The following is a 20,885-nucleotide window of genomic DNA, read 5'->3' on the forward strand; positions in this document are numbered from 1 at the left end:
GGCTGCTCCCTCATTTGACGTTTGAATTGTAAAAAGAATTGCCGCCGCTTCCGACACGGATCGAGCGGTCGAGATCGGCGCTGACGCCGCCGATCCCCCGGTATCCCAGGTATCCCGCCCCGCCAAAGCTCAGCACCGACAGCACCACGAAGAGGACGCGCGCAAGGGTCATTGGTCAGTCCTCCTCGGTCCAGTCCGAGCCTGAAAACCGCTTTGCCCTGCGCAGCGAGCGCCGGGCGAACAGCAGACCCGCGATGATCGCAAAGATCAGGCCCACGACCACGGCGGGTACGATCGACGTCAGGCCCTCGCGGATTTCGATGCTGACCGTCTCCGGGGCAGGCCCGCCCGACTGCTCGCCTTGTCCAGCTTCGGGCACGTCGATTTCGAGCGTGTAGTCACCCGCCACTTCCGGGCGGAAATACACCGAGGTTCTGGTGTTGTTTTCGACCCACGAGCCGTCGTTGTCACGGCCGAAATAATACCCGATCTCACGCCCGGCACCGAACAGCGGGACACCGTCAGGGTCTTCGAGCTCGATGTCGTACCACGCCCAGGAGTTCGGGCGCAGACGGCTTTGCAGATGGATCACCGCCAGCCTGTCGGGCTCGGCCAGCGTCACGGTCACACTGGCCGGCAGGGTTTCACTGCGCGCATAGACCAGACCGCCGCGCGCGATCAGGCCAAAGAGCGCCAGACCGATGCACAGCGCGGCAGTGGTGCAGGCCCCGTACATGATGAAAGGCTCATCGCGCGAGACGGGGATGGGTGTCAGCGGGTGCGACGACGACGCGACAGGCGGTTTGGCCACGCCGAACGACGCCCAGAGCGCGGCCTGATCGGGGTAGCGGCTCATTTCCACTTCGCGTTCGGTCGCCGTCGCCACATAGGTCAGCATTCGCTCGGGACCAAGAAGCGAAACCACCGTGGCCTTGTCGCCCGGATGGGGCCGCCAGGTGAATTCGCCTTCGATCGAGACGATCTCTTCGGTCGATGTCTCGTAATAGTCGAAAATCTCGCCATCGGCATCGCAGTACGGGCGTGTCTCGGCGCTTTCAACCGTGACCGGCGTGATGAAATCAGGGGATACGCCGCTGCGCCAGCGCCGGGTGAAGATCAGATTGCCGTCCTCAAGCGTCAGCCAGGCGTAGCCGTGGGTCGGCGAATAGATCAGGTGATCAACCCATTCCCAAACCCTGCCCTGATAGCGCTCGCGCATGCCCAGGATGCCAATGATCTGGTAGCGGATGCCGTCAACCTCACCCTCTTGCCCCAGCTCAAGCGGGGATCGCGCGCGGGGCATGTCGGTATAGATCTTGATCAGCCGGTAGCTTTCCAGCGCGTCCAGAACGCTGCCGCAGTTCGGACAGATATGGGTGGTCACCCTGCCCCCGCCCAGCACGTTCAGCCCGGCGCCGCAGGTGACGCAGCGGACGGCCTCGCGCTGGCCCCCGGCCCTCATGCTGCGCGCACGCGGAACGGATCGACCCAGCGGCCGAGGAACCACGCCCAGCCATCGGCGCTGACTTCACCGGACAGCAAGGTGCCGCGCGGGCCGGTGCAATTGACGAAGCGGTAGGTCTGGTTCAGGGCAAGCACCTCACCAAAGAGCCCGCGCAGGGCGATGCAGCGCGCGGTTTCAATCTCGCTGACAGTATAGTCGGTCTGGCCGATGCCGATCGTCGTCCCCATGAACGGCATATCCGTGAGCGTCGGGGCGAGGCTGGGCTCAACGGCGCGCTGGATGGCGACGTCTCCCTCATCAACCGAGATCCACGCCGGGCCGCCCTGATCGGTTTCAACCCAGTATTCATCCCATTCACCACGGCCATAGCTGAACCGGGCATGGCCGATTGGCAGGTAAGCGGTGCCATGGATCACGACGCGGGTGCCCAGGGAAATGAGTTGCGGCGCCTCGTGCATCTCGCCGGTGCCGCTGGTCGCCTGCGCCGCCTTGTCGCTGAGAAACGAGGTTGTGCCACAATACGGGCACGAGATCATCCGGATCGCGGTTGACCCGTCTCCGACATACGCACCACAGCTGGGACAGTTCACGCTCGACATAGGCGAAATGTCGCGGAAAACCGGGACAGGTCAACCCGGATTCACGCAGCAACGTCCGAACACGGCAACCGGTCCCGCGCAAACACCAGCACGCGGTGAGCCGACACGGGGGTGTTGCACTGACACCGCACTGGATTTGACAGGGGCGCGATTTCTTAAGTATCTCCGCGCCTTACCCCGAAACACCGCCGAAACGCACACCGCTGAGATCCGCCATTTCGCGCTTCCAGGTGGTCAGGTCGCGCGGGCTGAAGTCCGACAGGCTGGCGTGCCCGCAGGCCCGGGCGAGCACCTGCATCAGATCGACGCTTGCGCCGAAATACCGTGCGAGGCGGTCTGCGCCGACCTGAACATCCAGCCGCTTGCGCAGCTCGGGCTTTTGCGTGGCGATGCCCACCGGGCAATTGTTGGTATGGCAGATGCGCGCCGCGACACAGCCGACCGCCTGCATCGCCGCATTGCTCAGCGCCACCGCATCGGCCCCCAGCGCCAGGGCCTTGGCGAAATCTTCGGCCACCCGCAGCCCGCCGGTGATAACCAGCGTCACCTCGCGGCCCGTTCGCGCGTCCAGATGACGGCGCGCGCGCGCCAGCGCGGGGATCGTCGGCACCGAGATATGGTTGCGGAAAATCAGCGGCGCGGCCCCTGTCCCGCCGCCACGACCGTCGAGAATGATGTAATCGGCACCGGCCTCGAGCGCGAAGTCGATGTCATCCTCGATATGGTTGGCCGACAGCTTGAAACCGATCGGGATGCCGCCCGAGCGTTCGCGCACCTCATCCGCGACGCGGCGGAAATCGGCCGGCGTGTGCAGATCGGGAAAGGTCGCAGGCGACACGGCTGCCTGCCCCGGTTCAAGCCCGCGCACCTCGGCGATGCGGCCCTGAACCTTGTCGCCGGGCAAGTGCCCGCCGGTTCCGGTCTTCGCCCCCTGCCCGCCCTTGAAGTGAAACGCCTGCACCCGTTCCATCAGGGCCGGATCCCAGCCAAACCGCGCCGAGGCGAGTTCATAGAAATAGCGGCTGTTTTCCTGCTGCTCTTCGGGCAGCATCCCTCCCTCGCCCGAGCAGATGCCGGTTCCTGCCAGTTCCGCGCCCCGGGCCAGCGCCGTCTTGGCCTCTTGCGACAGCGCGCCGAAGCTCATGTCCGACACGAACAAAGGGATGGTCAGGGTCAACGGCTTGTTCGCGCGGGGCCCGATGGTCACCGAGGTCGCCACCAGCACATCATCGAGCAGCGGTTTGCGCGCCATCTGCGCGGCAAGGATCTGGATATCGTCCCACTGCGGCAGGTCTTTGCGCGGCACCCCCATCGCGCCCATCTCGCCGTGGTGGCCCAGCTTTGACAGCCCGTCGCGGGCCAGCGCATGAATGCGGGCGACGGTGGGTTCCTCAGGCGTCGGTTGTGCGGTGGGTGTCTCGCTTTTGGTCTGAGGCGAGGCGTCGCCGACCGCGCGGTCGCCAAGCCGGGTGTGCGTCCCGTCACAGAACGGCGCATCGCCGGTCGCCTTGCAGCGGCACAGCACCGCCGATCCGGTCTTTTCAGCGGTGAAGCTGAGCGGGGTGATCCCGGTCCCGGCATGCGAGCCATCGCAAAACGGTTGCGATGACGAGCGGCCACAGCGGCACCACGTATAGGTTTTGCCCGCTTCAAGCTCTACCTTGGCGGGCGATTTGGCAGCGATGATCGGCACGGCGTCGGGCATGGGTCTGTTCCTCCTGTCCGGTGTCCTGTGGACCCGCAAGCCCTGCGCTTGTACCAAAACAACGGCAGTGTCGCAAAGACTGTCCGGGCGCGGCTCGAACCCGCCCCGCCCGGTCGCCCGGTGCTGCGCCGGTCTGCTGTTATCGCCCCGAGGCGATCTGACCCGACGCGAAGGCGAGCAGCGCGGCAGACGAGCGGGCGGTGCGCTGCGCTTCAACCCGTGACAGCTGGGCGTCGTAGAGCATGCGCAGCGCGGTATCGACCTCGCCCACCGTGGCCAGCCCGCGCCCGGCCATCGACCGCGCGGCGTCATAGGTGGTCTGCGCGGTCGAGACCATTTCAACCGCCGCCGTGTTCGCCGCAAGCGAGGCACGCAGCGCCTCATAGGCGGCGATGATCTCGCCCTCTGCCATGGCGCGCAGGTTCTCGGCCTCGGCCAGCGCGGCCTGATGCCCGGCCTGTGCTTCGGCCAGCCGCAACTGGCGGGCGTTGCCGTCCCAGATCGGGATCGACACGCCCAGATAGACGCCCGCGACATGCTGCGAGCGCTCGATCCCGGCGCTGCCAAGGCGGGAGTCATCGATGGTGCCGCTCAGCACCCTCTCGCCCAGCGTGGCGGACGCGACGATACGCGGCCGGAACGAGGCTTCGACGGCCGCGACATTGGCCTCGCTGACGCGGGCGCGGGCAAAGGCGGCTTGCAGATCGGGGCGGCGCTGAAGCGCGTCTTGCAGGAAGGCATCGACCGCCGCAGGCGGGCGCGGCGGCAGGGCCAAGGTACTGCTCAGGCTTACGCGGATCGGCTGGCGCGGCGACAGCCCGCAAAGCGTAGCCAGCCGGGTCGAGGCCGCCGTGGTTTCCGACCGGGCACGGGTCAGATCGAAGCGCGCCTGCGCCACAACCTGTTCGGCCTGCGCCAGTTCGGTCACCGTGGCAACCTGCTGTTCGCGGCGCGCGCGGGCCATACTGGCGATCTCCAGCGCGGCGTCCTGACGCTGGCGCTGGATAGCCTCGCGCTGGGTGGCCGCCTGCAGATCATAGAAGGCCTGCGTGACGTCATGGATCAACGTCTGATGCGCGCCCACAAAGGTCACGTTGCTGGCAAAAGACGCTTCCTGTGCCCCGCGCCGCAGCGCCGACCGGCGGCCAAAGTCGAACAGCAGCCATTGCACCGACAGCACCGCCGCATCCGCCCCGGTTCCCGTCGCCACCGAGCCCGCAGGCAGAACGCCCAGCGGGTCATTGACCGCCGTGCTGTCCGAGGCATGCCGCCCGGCCAGAATTTCGGCGCTGATGCGCGGCAGGTAGGTTGCCTCGACCAGCCCGACTGCCAGCGCGGCCTGCCGCGCCCTGAGCCACGCGGCGCGGGTCACCGGGTTGTTGGTCTGGGCGATGTCGATGAGGCTCGGCAGGTCATAGACCTGACCGGGCACCGCCGCGCGGCTGGCGGTTGCCGCCGGAACGCGGGTATCGGCGGCCAGCGTGAAGCTGCTCATCCCGGCGGGCGGGGCCGAGGGATCGGCGGGGGCAAGACCTGCGGTGTCAACCTGCGCACAGGCGGCGATCAGCAGCATCAGCGGGAACGGGCGAAGTGCCTTAGGCAGCGGCATGCGCAGTGCTCCTGAGAAAGGCGTGATACCGCGCCTTGGCAGCGGCAATCTGGGGGGAAAGATCGGCCAGCCGCTCATAGCGGGCCATCTCGGACAGGCGCATCGCCTGCGCCAGCGGGGCGCGCAGCCGGGCGATGTCGCGCCCTGAGCGCGGCGGCGGGGCGGTGGCAAGGGCGGTGTCCATCTCGTCGATCGCGGCCAGCGCATCATCGCGCGCGGAATCGGGCCAGACCACGGCAAAGACCACCATGATCACCGCGCTGCCAAACAGGATGCCGATCACCCGGCTGACCGCCGCGCCGATCCCGGTCGGCGGGCCAAAGCCGGTGAGCACCACAAGGAAAAAGCACAGCGCAAGCTGCCATCCGGCATAGGAAATCCGCTCGCCGCCCAACCCGATCCACGCCGCTACAAAGGTCGGCACGGCCAGCAGCAGCAACAGCCCGCCGATGTCATCCACCAGCGGCATCAGCCACAGCATGGTGGCGAACCCGGCCACCGCGCCCATCACCGCGCCCGCAAAGCGCAGGGCGATGCGATGATGCGTCTCGCCGCGTGTGCCCAGCGCGACGTAGAAACAGGTGATCATCGCCGTGTGGATCTGGAACAGGCCAAAGGCGGTGTAGAAGGCATAGGTGATCACCACCGCCAGCGAGACCTTCAGCGCAAAGCGCACATGCCGGGGGTCGGTGAACGCGTTGGGCAGCAAGAACGGCACCGGCTCGGGCGGGGGTGCCGCGTGGCTGCGCTGCGGGAAGACCCCGGCCTCGGCCAGCGCGAGCTGGTAAAAGCTGTCATCGGCGCGGTAGGCAAGGCGCGCTGCGTCCTCGCCCCGCGCCTCACCCAACATGCGGGCGAATTTGCGGTAGTCATCCAGCGGTCCCATGCCCTCATCCAGCAAGGCCTGCGCGGATGCCCCCTGCGGATCGGCCAGCGCGCGGGTGCGCGCGGTGATCCGTTCCTCGGCGCAGTGCAGGGGCCGTTTGCCCGCCAGCGCCGCCCAAAACGCCATCAGGCCCAGCGGCAGCGCCAGCACGACCCACATCCATTCCAGCGCGCGGTTCATCAGTTCGGGCACCGGGATGACATCGGCCAGCGTCAGCAGGAAGGCAAAGACGAACCCCGCCGTGCCCGCCAGCGGCCCCAGTTTCGATGCCTGCGACAGAAACATACCCAGAAAGGTGAACCCCACCAGCGCGGCCAGCCGCAGCATCGGTTCCTCGATCACGCCGCGCAGCAAGAGCACGCCGAGGAAAATCCCCAGCGAGGCGGCGATGGTCAGCTTGATCGCGGTAAAGATGCTGTCGCCCGCGTTGTCGCGGTGGGCGAAGAAGATCAGGTAGCATGACAGCGCCGCTTCGGGGACGCGCAGCGCCATGGCGATGGCGCTGGTGACCAGCACCAGTCCGGTGATCGTCAGCGCGCCGGAAAGCCGCCCGTCGCGCGGGGCCAGGTCGGCCAGCAGGGTCTGTGCCGAGGCGTCGGTCATTGCGCCGCGTCCGCGTCCACCCCCAGAATGCGCACCGAGGCCGAGGCGCCAAGCCGGACCAGCCCGGCGGGCGCGTCCTCAAGCTCGATCTCGACGGGGAAGCGGCGCGCGGCGCGCACCCAGTCGAGTTTGCTCGCCACCAGCGGCAAGCCCAGCAGCTGCGCCTCGTCATTCGAGCGCACGCCCCAGCCCACACCCGTCACCCGGCCCCGGATCGGTGTCGACGGGGCGGCCAGCAGGAACACCCGCACGCTGTCGCCCAACGCGATCTGCGGCAGGTCCGTCTCGCGGAACAGCGCGGTCACCCGCCATTCGCTGTCGTCGATCAGCGAGAAGAGCGGAGCGGCGGTGACGACAAACTCGCCCGTCGTCATCGTCAGCCCGGCGATATAGCCCGCGCGCGGGGCGTGGATCTCGGTGTTGCGGCGGTTGCGTTCGGCCAGCGCCACGGCAGCACGGGCGGACTCCACCTGCGCGCGGCGCGTATCCAGCGTGCCGACAAAGGCACCCGTGCCGCTCGCATGGCTGCGCGCCTGTTGCAGCGTCACCTCGGCATCGCGGACGGCGGTGCGGGCGCTGTCCACCTGTTGCGCGGTGACATAGCCCTGCTCCAGCAGCGGTTCGAGCCGCATCAGCGTTTGCCGTGCAAGGGTCAGGTTGGCCTCGGCCCGGTCGATCTGGCTCGAGGCGACATCGGCGTTGGATTGCTCCAGCGCGCGGTTACCCTCGCCCTGACGCAGCTCGGACTCGGCGGCTGCCAGCGCTGCGCGGGCCTGCTGCAGCTCCAGATCATAGACCTCGGGGTCCAGCCGGAACAGCAGCTCTCCGGCCTCGACATGGTCGTTGTTCTCGACCGCGACCTCGATCACCAGACCGGGCACGATGGCGGCAATCTCGACCACCGGCGCGTCCACCGTGGCCGCATCGGTCATCGGATGGCTTTCCGACTGCTGCCAGGCCCAAACAGACAGCCCCCCGGCACCCAGCGCCAGAACCGCAACACCGACCCGAAGAAAGGCGCGCAGCGTCATTGGTAGCCTCCGATCCACAGAACATAGAGCCCGACGCCCGACAGAACGGCGGTCGACAGATGGAAAACCGCCGGGGCAGGCAGATGCCGGGACAGACCCGTGGCGATGAGCACTTCGCGCAGCACCAGCGCCACGACCAACCCGGCCAGAGCCGCGAACAGCCAGACCGGGAAGGACGATCCATACAGGGCTATGACAGGCGCTCGCGGGGTCATGGCGTCCTCATGTCGGGGTCATCCGGCGTCGAAATCTTGAAGACTTGGTTTTGCGCGATCATGGGCGACGGCGCAAGGCAAGCCGCACGCCGGTTACGCGCCGTAACGGGTGCATCGGCTTGCTGACCGGGGGCAAGGGCGCTTTCTCAAGCGCCCTGTTCAGAATGTTTCTCTGTCATTTCCCTGCGTTACGCCGTCGGGAACAGGGGCCTGACGGGGTGCCAGCGGCATGGACCGGGTCCGGTATCCGTTTGGGCCGGGTCCGCCCGGTTTCCCACCCCTCCCCCGCGCACCACAGCGCCGTTGGCGGCACCGTCCCGACGCGCCGCCCCATCGCCCCGGTGCGGACCTCAGGCGCGACGTTCGGCGTGACCGGCGGGTGGTGGGGCGCTTTTGGCGCGTGGCCAGGATGACGGGGGTGCGAAACCATGATCAACGGTCTGTTCGGCATGTTCGGGGATGTCCGCCACCGGGTCGTCAACCCGCCCAGACAGGTCTGCAGTGACGGAAACAGTGATCGCCTCTTCTTGCGCGACAGACAGGCTCAGATGCGCCGCGTCGTGATGAGCGCAGACGCTCAGCTGCACGCCCGGCTGAGCGCGGATCGGGTGATCCAGCAAGAACGCGGTCCGGCCCCAATGGCCGTCAGCCTGCACGCTGTTCGTCACCCGGATACCCGGTGCCAAGCGCATCTCGAAGAACACGAACACCGCGTGGATGGTGCCGGTTGTGGTGCTTGACAGAACCTCGATCCGGTGCGCGGGTTTTGTGTCTGGCCGGGTGAAATCAAACGAAAACAGCGGCTTTGCAGGCCCAAGCGGTTTGAGTCCGCAGGTGGCAAAATCATTCGGGGTAATCTGGGCGATGGTGGCGAAGTGGTGGAACGCCGACAGATCGAACCCCTCGGCCTGATGGGGCCGCCACAGACGCATGAGGGCATCGCTTTCCACCAGCTGCGCCTTGAGCACCCCTTGCTCGGGGATGGTGCGCGCCTCGGGTTTGGCCAGCCGGTGCATGGCGTGAAACAGCGTGTCAAGCGCCCCTTCGCCCAGCAACAGGGTATCGACGATCTCGGAGATCACGGCGTCGGCGGGTTCCGGCAGATCGACGCCAATGACAAGATTGTGCGACATCTTGGGGATCACCGTGATCCGGTCCGCAAGCCCGTTCTCGGCGATCACGCGCGTGGCGGCTTGCGCGATCAGGGGCTGTTGTTCGCAGGTGTAGACGTGCTTGGCCCCGGCCCGCGCCGCCAGCATGGCCGTCAGCCCCGCGCCACAGCCGATGTCGAGCACGATGTCGCCGGGCTTGACCTTTGCGGCGATGGCGGCGGCATAGGCGCGGTTGCGGGCGCTGTCGGCGAGCATGGGGAAATGCCAGCGCGGCACGAACATCTGATAAAGCCGCTGTTGCAGGATTTGCGCCTGATGATGATGCGGCGCGAGGGCGAGCGCATCGGCCAGCAGCTGCGCGGTGCGCAGGCCGCCATCGGTCAGCGGCTCAAGCGTGGCGCGCTGGACGAGGCGATCCGCCTCTTGCAGGCGAAGATAGGCAAACGCCTGTAAACCCTGATGTTTTGCCAAAGAGGTCAGCGCAAGATCTTTTGCCATAGGTCCGATATCCTCGTTCTAAGGAAGGGGTCCGAACAGGCATAGCGGGCGGGCGAATAAGATATGGTAAACGCCCGTCGCAATTGTGGTGGGTGCGGTGCCGACCGCCGGGATCGGCACCGCACCGACGCTCAGTTCGTCGCCGGCTCTGCGCGCAGGGCCGAGACATCGGCGGCGGACACCGGGCCTGCGTCATTGGTCCAGCCCTGTCGCAGGAAACTGGCCAGCGTGGCGACCTCGTCATCCGACAAACGGTGCGCGAAGCCCGGCATGCGCAGCCGCGCGGGGCGTTCGGCGGTCGAGGGCAGTTCTCCGCCGTGCAGGATCATCGAGATCAGGCCGGTCGGGCTGTTGGCGGTGACCAGCGACGAGCCGTCCAGTTCCGGGAATACCTCATCCGCGCCGCGCCCGGTGACAAAGTGGCAGGCACCACAATTGTCGAGGTACAGCCGTGGGCCCAGATCCATCGACGGGTCAGCCGACGTCAGCAGCTGTTCGGTGGCGGTTTCCGTCGGGGCCGCAGGAGCCTGTTCACCACTGTTGAGATGGACCAGATAGCCCGCCACAGCATCGAGATCCTCGTCACTGAGGAACTGCGTGGAATCGCGGATCACCAGCTGCATCTCGCCATTGACGGCGGAATGCGCGTTGCGGCCCGTCGCCAGGATCAGGCGGATGTCTTGCGCATTCCAGCCCCGGATCGCGCTGTTGGCACCGCGCAGGGCGGGTGCGGTCCAGCCTGCGATCTCGCCGCCCGACAGGAACGCGTCGTCCGCGCCGGTCAGCGCGGCTTGCGTCATGATCGGGCTGCGCGGCGTGTGACACGCACCGCAATGGCCCGGGCCGGTCACAAGGTACTCACCGCGCGCAAGCTCGGCGTCGCTGAGGGTGCTGGTGAAGCCCGGATCGCCCAGCGCCAGCCAGTTCCAGCCCCGCAACGCCCAGCGCTGGTTGAAAGGGAAAGACAGCTCGGTTTCCGGGGTCGGGTTGCGGACCGGGTCAAGTTCGTCGTGAAAATACGCGTAAAGCGCGCGGATGTCTTCCTCGCTGAGCATGCGGTAATTTTCATACGGCATGGCAGGATAAAGATGCGTGCCATCACGGCGCAGGCCGTCCACCAGTGCGGCGCGGAAATCGGCCAGCGTGTAATTGCCGATCCCGGTTTCGGGGTCTGGCGTGATGTTGGAGGAATAGATCGTGCCCAGCGGGCTCTCGATGGGCCGTCCGCCCGCGAAGGGCACGCCGTCATCCGCCGTGTGACAGGCAGCGCAGTCAGCCAGCCGCATGGCGTATTCGCCCTGCCCTTCGGGCACCGTATACGTCGCCGCAAGCGCGGTTTGCGGCTCGGTGCGCTGCACCGGGATGAAGATGAAGGCAATCAGCGCCACGACGCCGATGACCGCCAGAACGAGGATGAGACGCAGGAAGGTTTTCATGATGCTCTCCTCACACCAGCGGCCGGGGGTTGGGCAGATAGTCGCGCCGGATCGCATCGGCGGCCCAATAGGCCAGCGCGCCGACCGCACCCGTGGGGTTGTACTGGATGTTCTGCGGGAAGGCCGAGGCCCCCATCACGAAGACATTGTGCTGGCCCCAGGTCTGCAGATAGCGGTTCAGGGACGAGGTTTCGCGGTCCTCGCCCATGATCGCGCCGCCGACATTGTGCGTGGTCTGATAGGGGCGCACGTCGTATTGCGCGCCCTCGCTTTTGTAGGACGAACGCCAGCTGTCGGGCTGCATGGCTTCGGCAATCGGTTCGATCTTGGCGCGCATGAACTGCGTCATGCGGATGTCGTTGTCCTTCCAGTTGAAGGTCATGCGCATCAGCGGGCGGCCATGGCGGTCGGTATAGGTAGGGTCGAGGTCCAGATAGCAGTCGCGGTAGGCCATGTTCGAGCCATGCGAGCCGATGGACATCGAATGCCCGTACCAGTCACCGATCCCCTGTTTCCAGCCCGCGCCCCATGACGGCGTGCCCGCGGGAAGCGAGATGCCCCGGATCGGCTGCCCGTTCGAGATCCCGGCGGTGATATAGCTGCCGCCGATGAAGCCCTCGCGCGCAAAGTCGATCTGGTTGATGGCGTAATCGTCGATGGACACGCCGTTCGAGCCCGCAGCGGCGAAGGGGTTGAATTCGACATCGCGAAAGAACATCGAGGTGCCGCCGTTCATCTGATACGAATAGTTCTTGCCGGTGGTGCCGGTCTGCGTGACCGGATCCCACGGATCACCGATGCCCGAAAGCAGCATCAGGTGGACGTTGTGCAGCGAATATGCGGCAACGATGACCAGATCGGCGGGCTGAAACACCTCCTCCTGCGCGGCCTCGTCGAAATAGGTGACGCCGGTGGCGGTGGCGCGGTCTTCGGCCAGGTCGATCTTCAGCACTTCGGAATTCACCTTGTAGCTGAAATTCGGCATCCGCTTGAGCGCGTCCAGAACGCAGGTCTGCGGGCTGGATTTCGAGTAGTTCAAACAGCCGTACCGCTCACAGAACCCGCAGTAGTTACACGGGCCAAGCTGCATGCCGTATTCATTCGTGTAGGCTTGCGTTGCATTGGCAGCCGGGCGCGGGAACGGGTGCAGACCCATGGCGCGTGCCGCCTGCTCGAACATCTGCGCATCGACGCCCTGTTTCATCGGCGGCATCGGAAATTCCCGGCTGCGCGGGGCCTCGAACGGGTTGCCCCCCGGCTGGATCTCGCCGTTCAGGTTACCGGCTTTTCCGGCGATCCCGGCCATATACTCGAAACGGTCGAAATGCGGTTCCAGCTCGTCATAGCTGACGCCCCAGTCCTGAATGGTCATGCCCTCGGGGATGATGTCGGCGCCAAAGCTTTCCTCGACATAGGATCGCAGGCGGAACTCCTCGGCCATGGGACGCCATGTCTGGCCGTTCCAGTGGATGCCCGCGCCGCCGACGCCATCGCCGGGCAGGAACGACCCCAGACGGCGATAGGGTTGTGCGGTTTCGGTCAGCGAGCGGCGCACCGTCAGGGTGGAGTTGCGCGGCTTTTGCATGAAGCCCATCCGGATGCCGTATTTCAGCTCGTCAATCACGTTGGGATACTGGAAATCCGGCACCGTCTCGCGGTCTGGTCCGCGCTCGAGGGCAAGGATTTCAAGCCCTTCCTGCGCCAGTTCCATGCCAAGGATCGAGCCGGTCCAACCCAGCCCGATGATGACGACGTCTTTCTTGGGATCTGTGCGTGCCATGGTTCAGGCCCTCTCACCAGCGATGTTGACCGGGCCGAGCGGATACGCCTCATCCCGTCCCACCCATTCAAAGAAGCTGCCCCGCGCGCCGGGAAAGCCGATATAGACCCAGGACGCCATCCCGGCATTGCCACCGTATTGCGGGTCGGAAAAATACCCCTCGCGGGTGTTTTGCAGCAGCAGATCCCAGAACTCGCGCAGTTCGGGGTCAAGCGGGACGCCGCCGTCGGACAGCGCGGTGATCGCGGCGTCCTGCGTTTCGGCGTCGAGATCGGCGAAGCTGGCGTTGTGGGTCTGCGCACACCACGCGTCAAAGGCCGCGATCCCGCCGCGATAGATCTGCGCCGGGGTCAGCGGCGACTGCGGCCCGAGGAAGGGATCGGCTGCAGCGTTGAACGGCCCCTCCATGTAAAGATCAGCCGCGGTACCAAAGTCGCCCGCAAGCTGGCGGTCGATGAACACCGGGACGCGGGTTTCCAAGGCACCGGGGCCTTCACCGTCTTCGGGGATGATCCGGTCGGTCGCGGCCATGATGAAGGCGTATTCGGCGGCGGTGAAGTAGTCAGGCTGGTATTGATCCAGCGGCACTTCGCGTGCGGCCTGCGCGCGGGCGTGCATGGCAAAAACGCTCAGCGCGGCCCCCGCAGCGGTTCCGGCAAGGAAGGTGCGGCGGCTTGGTTTGGTAAAGTCTGGTGGCATGACGGTGCGGCCCCTGTTGTGTTCCCGACGCATGATCTGGCTGTCAGGACAAACGCGCGTGGCGCGCTGCGGCACGAAGGGCCGGTGCGGTCGAGGCAGCCACAGAGGCCGCATGCGCGCGAAATGCCCGCGCAGGGGCGGCCCTCATGGGGACTCAACCGGCGGGACGCGCAAGAGTTCCCATAATTGTGCAAAACATGCGGGGAACCCAAGGGGGCGACGGCCTGCGATACTGCGAAGAACCGCCCGCAACCCGCTGACTTTACGGCAATAAGCTGCCCGATCTTACCGACCGGGCCGCCTCATCAAAAGCCAGCGTGTCATGGCTATCGGATACTGTCAGGCACCAAAAACCTGCGTTCCCTCGAACCAAGTCTGACGCGGCTGCACCGCGCCCAGTTCCGCCGCCGTCAGTGTCTCGAGCGGCGCGTCCAGCACGATGAAATCCGCCGACAGACCGGGCCGCAACGCGCCGGTGGTTTGCTCAAGCCGCAGCGCCCGCGCGCCGTTCACGGTGAAAATCGGCAAAGCGCGGTCAAGCGCGATGGCCTGCTCCGCCCCGACATGGCCGGCAAACAGACCCGCCGGGTCGGCGCGCGTGACCATGCCGGCAATCCCGGTCCAGGGGTTGGCATCGGGGGCGGCGGCGGGCCAGTCCGAGCCGTAGATCACCTCGGCCCCGGCATCGAGCAGACTGCGCACCGGATGGCAGCTTTCGGCCCGCGCATCGCCCAACACGGCGCGCTGGCCGGGCGTGACGGGGTTGGGGAACCACAGCTTGGGGGACATCTCGGCCACCGCGCCCAGCGCGGCGAAGCGCGCAAGATCCTGCGGCCGGATGAAATTGGCATGCGCGATCTCATGGCGTAGCCCGCTGGCCCCGTTCGCGCGCCGCGCCGCTTCGATCGCGTCGAGCCCCGCCTGAATGGCGCGGTCCCCGACGGCGTGCATCTTGACGGTCAACCCTGCGGCATCCAGCGCCGTGACATCGGCATTCAGCCGCGCGGGCGGGACCAGCAGCATCGCCTCGGGGTCGTGCAACGCCGGATCTGTACCGGGATACGGATCGCAAAACGCAGCCGTTCTGGCCACCGGCACGCCATCAAGGAACAATTTGGCAAACGCGGTGTGCAGATGCGGGCTGCGGTAGCGCGCCCGCAGGGCCGCGATGTCCTCCATCGGGACCCAATCGCCGGTGATCGCCGAAAACCGCGTCAGATGCGCGCCGACATGCAGGTTCAGCGTGCCCGCCAGATCGGCCTCGGCATAGGCCGCGAGTTCGGGCGCGAAGGCCATCGGCTCTTTGAAGCCGGTGATGCCCTGCGCGTGAAAGTACCCTGCCATATGCAGCACAGCTTGCGACAGTTGCGCGGCAGTCGGGGCGATTTGTGGATGAACCGGCGCCGTGGCCGCCTCGATCAGGATGCCGGTCGGCACGCCGCTGGCGTCGCGCTCGATCTCGCCCCCCGGGATTGCCGGGCTGTCGGGGCCAAAGCCGATACGGCGCAGCCCCTCGGAGTTGAGCCACATGTTATGTTGCGACAGATCCTTCACGACGACCGGATGGTTCGGCGCGATCGCGTCCAGCAGGGCGCGCGGCACGGCCCCCAGCGAGGGGCGCTCGAACGGACGCCACGGTCCGGCGACGATCCACTCGCCCGGCGGGGTCTGCGCCACGCGCGCGGCGATGCTGTCGAGCAGCAGGCGAAGCGATCCGCTGAGGCCGACATAGACCTCGAACAGATCGCGGCACGCCCCCCACAACCCGTGCGTATGGCTGTCGATCAGACCGGGCATCACCGCCCTGCCCCCCAGCCGCACGGTTTTTGTCCCCGGTCCGGCCAGCGCCTCGACCTCATGCGCCGGACCGACCGCGACCAGACGCCCGGCGCAGACCGCCAAGGCCTCGGCAAAGGGGCGCGCGGGGTCCATGGTGCGGATCCGGGCATCGGTCAGTATCAGCGTCGGGGTCTGGGTCATTCGGACGTTTCCTCGGTTACGGGCATGGTCAGCGGGAGTGGCGGCATGGCATCGACAACTTCGCGCAGGCGGTGGAGCATGCGGACCAGTTGCTCCAGCTCTTCGCGCCCATAGGCGTCTTCGATGTCGCGGTAGACCGCTTCCGAAATAACGCCGATACGGGCGAACAGCTCCTGGCCCTTGTCCGTCAGGGTCACCTTGCGACGGCGGCTGTCTTCGCCGGGCAGCACATCGACCAGATCGCGATCTTGCAGCGACTTGAGCAGCCGCGAGACCGAGGGCTGCAACAGCGCACAGCGCGTGGCGATGGTGCCGATGTCCAGCGCCTCGCCATCGCCGAGGGCACGAATCACCTGCCATTGCGGCGGCGTGAGACCGACAGCATGGGTGTGGACCTGAAACTTCTGTGCCGTTGCGGCGCGCGCGCGCGCCAGCGACAGCGGCAAAGCGGATTCAAAACCGCGCATTTTCATAGCCGTTGCCTCCTTGGCTTGCTTCTCATTCTTGCCCGGCATCGCGATCTCCAACGCCATTCCTGAGGTGCCGATCATAGCACTTGACTTGTTCTTGGCTATATATAACGTGTTATATAAATCAAGATCAACAGCCGCAGGAAGCGGTGCAACCCCACGGGAGACTTGCATGAAACCCTTTAAGTACGGGACGTTAGCGGCTACGCTTTTGGCGTCCCAACCCGCCTTTGCGGACACCACCATCCTGTTCAACAACTTCCTGGGGTCGAATGACGCCTTGTGGACAGACGTCCTTGCCCCCTGGATCGGCGACATCGAAAGCGCCACCGAAGGACGCGTGACCTTCTCGGTTCCCGCAGCGTCGCTGGCGCCGCCGCCGGGCCTGCTGAACGCGGTTCAGCAAGGCGTGGTCGACGGCGCATTCCAGATGGTCGGTTTTCTGCGCGAGTCTCATCCTGAGCTTCAGTTGCCCCTGCTGCCGATGACCTATTTCGGCAATGAAGAGACCTCGGTTGCGCTGTGGCGCACCTATGAGCGCTACTTCGCCGGTCACAATGATCTGGAAGACGTGGTGCTGCTGGGGCTGGTCACCACACCGTCGGGCAGCTTCTTCAACATGGCACCTGAGCCGTTCGACAGCGTCGAGGATCTGCAGAACGTCAAGATATGGTCCCTGCCCGGCGTCACCGCCGAGGCTCTGGCGGCGCTGGGCACCGTGGTAACCCCCGGACCGGCGGTGCGGATGTATGAGGTGATCTCGGGCGGGGTGGTGGATGCGTTCTGCTGCATCAACTTCCAGTCGCTCGAAGTGTTCAACGTCGCGCAATACATCGGGTCGGTCACCGAAGTGCCCGGATCGCTCTTTGCGCCCGCCTTTGCCATCTTCGTGCGTCAGGATGTCTGGGACTCGATCGGCCCCGCCGATCAGGAGGCGATTCTGGCCGTTTCGGGCGAGTCTCTGGCGCATCGCGGCAGCTTTGGCGACGCCCCCGAAGCCGCAGCGCGCCAGCGGGCCCTTGATGCGGGCATTCCGGTGATCCAGGCCGATGACAGCTTCACGCAGACCATGACCGACGCCTTTGCGCCGATCCGTCAGGAATGGATCGACTCTGTCGCGGCCCATGGCATCGACGGGGCCGAAGCGCTGGACTTCTACCTGTCCGAACAAGCCAATGTCGTGACCGGGAACTGACCTATGAAACGTTCATGGCGATGGGTCGAGGTCTTCCTGGAGATGGTGATCAGCCTGTGTCTTGTCGCCATGACCGCCCTGACGGTGATTGATGTGGCGGGCCGTTACTTTTTCGGCATGCCCCTGCAAGGCGCGTTTGAAATCTCGGAACTGCTTATGGGGATGACCGTCTTTGCCTCGCTGCCGTTGGCGACGCGCTCGGAAAGCCACCTGACGATCGGGCTTTTCACCGATCAGCTCTACGGTCGCACGCGGCAGATCCACCGGATCACCATCCAGATCATCAGCTTCCTTGCGCTGGCCTTCATCGGCTGGCGCATGGGGATCCAGACCAGCATCTTCTACCACTCACAGATTGCTACCGGCTCGTTGCGGCTGGCGCTTTGGCCGATTGCTGCGGTCATGTCGGCGCTTGGCTGGCTGTCGGCCCTGGTCGCGTTGGTCCTTGTGATCCGCGCGCTTGCCGGGCGCGATCTGGACACCAAACCCGCAAGAGGGACTCTCGAATGATCGTGTCGCTGATCGGCTTTGCCGTCCTTCTTCTGATGATCTTTGTCGGCGTCCCGCTGGGCTTTGCGCTGATGTTCGTCGGGGTCATCGGCTTTGCCTATGTCCGCGCCGATATGGTCGGACAGGCCCTGATGTCCTGGGGCGACGGCGGCCTCGTCTTCAACATGCGTGCGATCAACGGCGCGCTCGTGATGACCGGCCAGCAGATGTACGATCAGGTCGCGTCTTACGGCATGACCGTGATCCCGCTGTTCGTGCTGATGGGGGCGTTCATTCACCGCAGCCAACTGGCGCAAGAGCTTTACGACGCCGCCAACGCCTTTCTGGGACACCGGCGCGGCGGGCTGGCGATGGGCACGGTTGCGGCCTGCGGCGGGTTTGCGGCGGTCTGCGGCTCGTCTCTGGCCACGGCGGCGACGATTTCCAAGGTCGCGATGCCCTCGATGCGGCGCTATGGCTATGACGACAGCCTGTCGACCGGGGTGATCGCGGCAGGCGGCACGCTGGGGATCATGATCCCGCCCTCGGTGCCGATGGTGATCTTTGGCCTGTTGTCCGAAACCGATGTGGCCAAACTGTTCATCGCGGGCATCATCCCCGGCCTGATCCTGATGGCTCTGTTCCTTGCCACCATCGCGATCCAGACCTACCGCAATCCCGACATCGGCCCGCGCGGCGACAAGGTCGCCTGGCCCGAGCGGTTCCGGCTGTTGCTCAAGGTCTGGGGCGTGGTGGTGATCTTTGTCGTCATCATCGGCGGTATCTATTTCGGCATCTTCACCCCGACCGAGGCCGCCGGCATCGGTGTCGCCACCAGCTTTCTGTTCGCGGTCGCGCGCGGAAAAATGGGGCTGCGCGAGCTGCGCGAAAGTCTGGTGGAAACCGGCATCACCACCGGCATGATCTTTGTCATCGCCTTCGGCGCGACGATCTTCTCGAACTTCGTCAATCTTGCCGGCTTCACCACCGCGATCTCGGAAGCGCTGATCGCGCTCGACGTCTCGCCCCTGCTCTTCGTCGCCGCGATCTGCGTCATCTATCTGATCATGGGCTGTGTCTTTGACAGTCTGGCGATGCTCATCCTGACCGTGCCGATCTTTGCCGCGATCCTCAAACCGATGGGCGTGGACATGATCTGGTTCGGCATCGTTGCGGTGATCGCGGTCGAGCTGGGACTGATCACGCCGCCGGTGGGGATCAACGTGCTGGTGGTCAAGTCGGCGGTGCCCGGGGTCAACATCTGGACCGTGTTCCGCGGCGTGTGGCCCTTTGTGATCGCCATGGTGATCGCGCTGATCTTTGTGCTGCTGGTGCCGCAGACGGCGACCCTGCTGCCGGACCTCATGAACCGTTGAGCCGACATTTCGCCTCGGCCCGACGCGGTATCGGTGGCCTGCCCTATTGAAACGGAGAGACGACGTGGCGAGAAACATTCTGTGGATCATGTGCGACCAGCTCAGGTTCGACTACCTGGGCTGCGCCGGGCATCCGACCCTGAAAACGCCCCATATCGACGCGCTCGCCGCGCGGGGCGTGCGCTTCACCAACGCCTATGTGCAATCCACGATCTGCGGCCCCTCGCGCATGTCGGCCTATACCGGCCGCTATGTGCGCTCGCATGGGTCGACCTATAACGGCGTGCCGCTGCGGGTGGGCGAACCGATGCTGGGCGACCATCTGCGCGAGGCGGGGATGGACTGCGTGTTGCTGGGCAAGACGCATATGATCCCCGATACCGACGGCATGGCGCGGCTGGGGATCGAGGCGGACTCCCTGATCGGCGTGCGCAACGCGGAATGTGGTTTTGACCCGTTCGACCGCCACGACGGCCTGCACCCGTCAGAGCATCCCGGCGGCGGTGGCGAGGCCTATCAGGCCTATCTGCGGGCCAAGGGCTATGAGGGCGACAACCTGTGGGAAGAATGGACCAACAGCGCCGACGGCCCGGCGGGCGAACGGCTTAACGGCTGGCTCTGGGCGCATTCCGACAAACCGGCGCGGGTTGCCGAAGAGGATTCCGAAACCGCCTATCTGACCGACCGGGCAATGGCGTTCATCGACAGCGCCATCGCCAAGGGGAAACCCTGGTGCGCGCATCTGAGCTATATCAAGCCGCACTGGCCCTATTTGGCCCCTGCCCCGTATCACAACCTCTATGGCGCCGAGGATCTGCTCGCCCCCGTCCGCAGCGAGTCCGAGCTGGCCGACCCGCACCCGCTCTACGAGGCCTTCACGCAAGAGCGCCACGCCCTCACCCTGTGCCGTGAGGGCGGACGCGAGCGTGTGATCCCGGCCTATATGGGCCTGATCCAGCAAATCGACGACCACCTCGGGCGGCTCTTTGCCTTTCTAAAGGACCGCGGCATCGCGGATCAGACGGTGATCGCCTTTACCTCGGACCATGGCGATTACCTCGGTGACCATTGGCTGGGCGAAAAATACCTCTTTCACGACGCCTCGGTCAAAGTGCCGCTGATCCTGTACGATCCCGCGCCTGAGGCCGATGCCACGCGGGGCACGACCTCGGACGCGCTGGTCGAGATGATCGACATGGCACCGACGTTTCTGGATCTGGCAGGCGCGCCACCCAAGCCGCATGTGCTGGAAGGTCACTCGCTGCTGCCGTTGCTGCACGACCCCAAGGCCGTGCTTGCGCGTGACTATGTGTTCTCGGAATACGACTTTGCCGCCGATCAGGTGCGCATAAAATTGGGCACCAGCGTGCAGGAGAGCCGGCTGACCATGGTCTTTGACGGCCGCTGGAAGATGATCGACTGCCGGGCGTTGCCGCCGATGCTGTTCGACCTCGAAAGCGACCCCGATGAGCTGTTCGATCTGGGCCGGGAACCCGGCTATGGCATGATCCGGGCCCGCCTCTTTGACGCGATCCGACGCTGGTATCACGACGGCCGCAACCGGATCAGCTGCGCGGATACCGATTTTACCCAAGCCGATGATCTGCTGCGGATCGGGGCCGATCCGGTGCTCAAACAGGGCGTTGTCATCGGGTATTGGGACGAAGCCGAGCTTGCCACCGCGCAGGCGTTGTTTGCCCGGGCGGGTGGCTGAACCAAGGTCAGGACACGCACAAA

General features: G+C 65.7%; 18 protein-coding genes. 4 read left to right on the plus strand and 14 right to left on the minus strand.

Annotated elements, in window-relative coordinates:
- Positions 1 to 10: 10 nt before the first annotated feature.
- The 14 genes from OKW52_RS16185 to OKW52_RS16250 all read right to left on the minus strand — a co-directional run bounded on the left by OKW52_RS16185 (position 11) and on the right by OKW52_RS16250 (position 16,169).
- Positions 11 to 172, minus strand: a complete 162-nt coding sequence (locus OKW52_RS16185) for a hypothetical protein (RefSeq protein ID WP_264506628.1) — start codon at positions 170 to 172, stop codon at positions 11 to 13.
- A gap of 3 nt (positions 173 to 175) precedes the next feature.
- Positions 176 to 1,462 carry a DUF4178 domain-containing protein gene (locus OKW52_RS16190; protein ID WP_264506629.1) on the minus strand — a complete coding sequence of 429 codons (1,287 nt, stop codon included), beginning with the start codon at positions 1,460 to 1,462 and terminating at the stop codon, positions 176 to 178.
- Positions 1,459 to 2,001 carry a DUF4178 domain-containing protein gene (locus OKW52_RS16195; protein ID WP_264506630.1) on the minus strand — a complete coding sequence of 181 codons (543 nt, stop codon included), beginning with the start codon at positions 1,999 to 2,001 and terminating at the stop codon, positions 1,459 to 1,461. Before OKW52_RS16195 ends, OKW52_RS16190 begins: the two co-directional genes overlap by 4 nt.
- A 235-nt stretch (positions 2,002 to 2,236) precedes the next feature.
- Complete coding sequence (locus OKW52_RS16200) at positions 2,237 to 3,769, minus strand: glutamate synthase-related protein (RefSeq protein ID WP_264506631.1); 1,533 nt, start codon at positions 3,767 to 3,769, stop codon at positions 2,237 to 2,239.
- A 139-nt stretch (positions 3,770 to 3,908) separates the two neighbouring features.
- Positions 3,909 to 5,378, minus strand: a complete 1,470-nt coding sequence (locus OKW52_RS16205) for a TolC family protein (protein WP_264506632.1) — start codon at positions 5,376 to 5,378, stop codon at positions 3,909 to 3,911.
- Complete coding sequence (locus tag OKW52_RS16210; protein WP_264506633.1) at positions 5,365 to 6,867, minus strand: FUSC family protein; 1,503 nt, start codon at positions 6,865 to 6,867, stop codon at positions 5,365 to 5,367. Before OKW52_RS16210 ends, OKW52_RS16205 begins: the two co-directional genes overlap by 14 nt.
- Positions 6,864 to 7,898: an HlyD family efflux transporter periplasmic adaptor subunit gene (locus tag OKW52_RS16215; RefSeq protein WP_264506634.1), complete on the minus strand. Its 1,035-nt coding sequence runs from the start codon at positions 7,896 to 7,898 to the stop codon at positions 6,864 to 6,866. Before OKW52_RS16215 ends, OKW52_RS16210 begins: the two co-directional genes overlap by 4 nt.
- Positions 7,895 to 8,113 (minus strand): DUF1656 domain-containing protein, encoded by a 219-nt coding sequence (locus OKW52_RS16220; protein ID WP_264506635.1) that lies wholly within the window; start codon positions 8,111 to 8,113, stop codon positions 7,895 to 7,897. Before OKW52_RS16220 ends, OKW52_RS16215 begins: the two co-directional genes overlap by 4 nt.
- A 350-nt stretch (positions 8,114 to 8,463) precedes the next feature.
- Entirely contained in the window at positions 8,464 to 9,723 is a 1,260-nt protein-coding gene (locus OKW52_RS16225; protein WP_264506636.1) for a 50S ribosomal protein L11 methyltransferase, read from the minus strand.
- 131 nt (positions 9,724 to 9,854) lie between these two features.
- Positions 9,855 to 11,159, minus strand: a complete 1,305-nt coding sequence (locus OKW52_RS16230) for a cytochrome c (RefSeq protein ID WP_264506637.1) — start codon at positions 11,157 to 11,159, stop codon at positions 9,855 to 9,857.
- A 10-nt stretch (positions 11,160 to 11,169) separates the two neighbouring features.
- Complete coding sequence (locus tag OKW52_RS16235) at positions 11,170 to 12,939, minus strand: GMC family oxidoreductase (protein WP_264506638.1); 1,770 nt, start codon at positions 12,937 to 12,939, stop codon at positions 11,170 to 11,172.
- A gap of 3 nt (positions 12,940 to 12,942) precedes the next feature.
- On the minus strand, positions 12,943 to 13,638 hold the full coding sequence (locus OKW52_RS16240) for a gluconate 2-dehydrogenase subunit 3 family protein (protein ID WP_264506639.1): 696 nt from the start codon (positions 13,636 to 13,638) through the stop codon (positions 12,943 to 12,945).
- 339 nt (positions 13,639 to 13,977) lie between these two features.
- Positions 13,978 to 15,618: an amidohydrolase gene (locus OKW52_RS16245; RefSeq protein ID WP_264506640.1), complete on the minus strand. Its 1,641-nt coding sequence runs from the start codon at positions 15,616 to 15,618 to the stop codon at positions 13,978 to 13,980.
- Positions 15,615 to 16,169: a MarR family winged helix-turn-helix transcriptional regulator gene (locus tag OKW52_RS16250; protein ID WP_264506641.1), complete on the minus strand. Its 555-nt coding sequence runs from the start codon at positions 16,167 to 16,169 to the stop codon at positions 15,615 to 15,617. The genes OKW52_RS16245 and OKW52_RS16250 overlap by 4 nt, the downstream gene beginning before the upstream one ends.
- A gap of 91 nt (positions 16,170 to 16,260) precedes the next feature.
- Between OKW52_RS16250 and OKW52_RS16255 the strand changes: the two genes are divergently transcribed.
- The 4 genes from OKW52_RS16255 (at position 16,261) to OKW52_RS16270 (ending at position 20,862) form a co-directional block, all read left to right on the plus strand.
- Positions 16,261 to 17,283, plus strand: coding sequence for a type 2 periplasmic-binding domain-containing protein (locus tag OKW52_RS16255; protein WP_264506642.1), 1,023 nt, complete (start codon positions 16,261 to 16,263; stop codon positions 17,281 to 17,283).
- Between the two features lie 3 nt (positions 17,284 to 17,286).
- Positions 17,287 to 17,793 carry a TRAP transporter small permease gene (locus OKW52_RS16260; RefSeq protein WP_264506643.1) on the plus strand — a complete coding sequence of 169 codons (507 nt, stop codon included), beginning with the start codon at positions 17,287 to 17,289 and terminating at the stop codon, positions 17,791 to 17,793.
- Positions 17,790 to 19,148: a TRAP transporter large permease gene (locus tag OKW52_RS16265; protein ID WP_264506644.1), complete on the plus strand. Its 1,359-nt coding sequence runs from the start codon at positions 17,790 to 17,792 to the stop codon at positions 19,146 to 19,148. Before OKW52_RS16260 ends, OKW52_RS16265 begins: the two co-directional genes overlap by 4 nt.
- A gap of 64 nt (positions 19,149 to 19,212) precedes the next feature.
- On the plus strand, positions 19,213 to 20,862 hold the full coding sequence (locus OKW52_RS16270) for a sulfatase-like hydrolase/transferase (protein ID WP_264506645.1): 1,650 nt from the start codon (positions 19,213 to 19,215) through the stop codon (positions 20,860 to 20,862).
- Positions 20,863 to 20,885 lie beyond the last annotated feature (23 nt).

The organism is Pararhodobacter zhoushanensis (assembly GCF_025949695.1).
In the GTDB taxonomy this organism is placed as follows: Bacteria; Pseudomonadota; Alphaproteobacteria; order Rhodobacterales; family Rhodobacteraceae; genus Pararhodobacter; species Pararhodobacter zhoushanensis_A.

Coding starts and splice junctions, on each gene's coding strand:
- OKW52_RS16215 (WP_264506634.1), bottom strand. CDS start 7,898: ATGACGCTGCGCGCCTTTCTTCGGGTCGGTGTTGCGGTTCTGGCGCTG.
- OKW52_RS16240 (WP_264506639.1), bottom strand. CDS start 13,638: ATGCCACCAGACTTTACCAAACCAAGCCGCCGCACCTTCCTTGCCGGA.
- OKW52_RS16225 (WP_264506636.1), bottom strand. CDS start 9,723: ATGGCAAAAGATCTTGCGCTGACCTCTTTGGCAAAACATCAGGGTTTA.
- OKW52_RS16210 (WP_264506633.1), bottom strand. CDS start 6,867: ATGACCGACGCCTCGGCACAGACCCTGCTGGCCGACCTGGCCCCGCGC.
- OKW52_RS16195 (WP_264506630.1), bottom strand. CDS start 2,001: ATGATCTCGTGCCCGTATTGTGGCACAACCTCGTTTCTCAGCGACAAG.
- OKW52_RS16185 (WP_264506628.1), bottom strand. CDS start 172: ATGACCCTTGCGCGCGTCCTCTTCGTGGTGCTGTCGGTGCTGAGCTTT.
- OKW52_RS16200 (WP_264506631.1), bottom strand. CDS start 3,769: ATGCCCGACGCCGTGCCGATCATCGCTGCCAAATCGCCCGCCAAGGTA.
- OKW52_RS16230 (WP_264506637.1), bottom strand. CDS start 11,159: ATGAAAACCTTCCTGCGTCTCATCCTCGTTCTGGCGGTCATCGGCGTC.
- OKW52_RS16260 (WP_264506643.1), top strand. CDS start 17,287: ATGAAACGTTCATGGCGATGGGTCGAGGTCTTCCTGGAGATGGTGATC.
- OKW52_RS16220 (WP_264506635.1), bottom strand. CDS start 8,113: ATGACCCCGCGAGCGCCTGTCATAGCCCTGTATGGATCGTCCTTCCCG.
- OKW52_RS16265 (WP_264506644.1), top strand. CDS start 17,790: ATGATCGTGTCGCTGATCGGCTTTGCCGTCCTTCTTCTGATGATCTTT.
- OKW52_RS16255 (WP_264506642.1), top strand. CDS start 16,261: ATGAAACCCTTTAAGTACGGGACGTTAGCGGCTACGCTTTTGGCGTCC.
- OKW52_RS16205 (WP_264506632.1), bottom strand. CDS start 5,378: ATGCCGCTGCCTAAGGCACTTCGCCCGTTCCCGCTGATGCTGCTGATC.
- OKW52_RS16245 (WP_264506640.1), bottom strand. CDS start 15,618: ATGACCCAGACCCCGACGCTGATACTGACCGATGCCCGGATCCGCACC.
- OKW52_RS16235 (WP_264506638.1), bottom strand. CDS start 12,939: ATGGCACGCACAGATCCCAAGAAAGACGTCGTCATCATCGGGCTGGGT.
- OKW52_RS16190 (WP_264506629.1), bottom strand. CDS start 1,462: ATGAGGGCCGGGGGCCAGCGCGAGGCCGTCCGCTGCGTCACCTGCGGC.
- OKW52_RS16250 (WP_264506641.1), bottom strand. CDS start 16,169: ATGATCGGCACCTCAGGAATGGCGTTGGAGATCGCGATGCCGGGCAAG.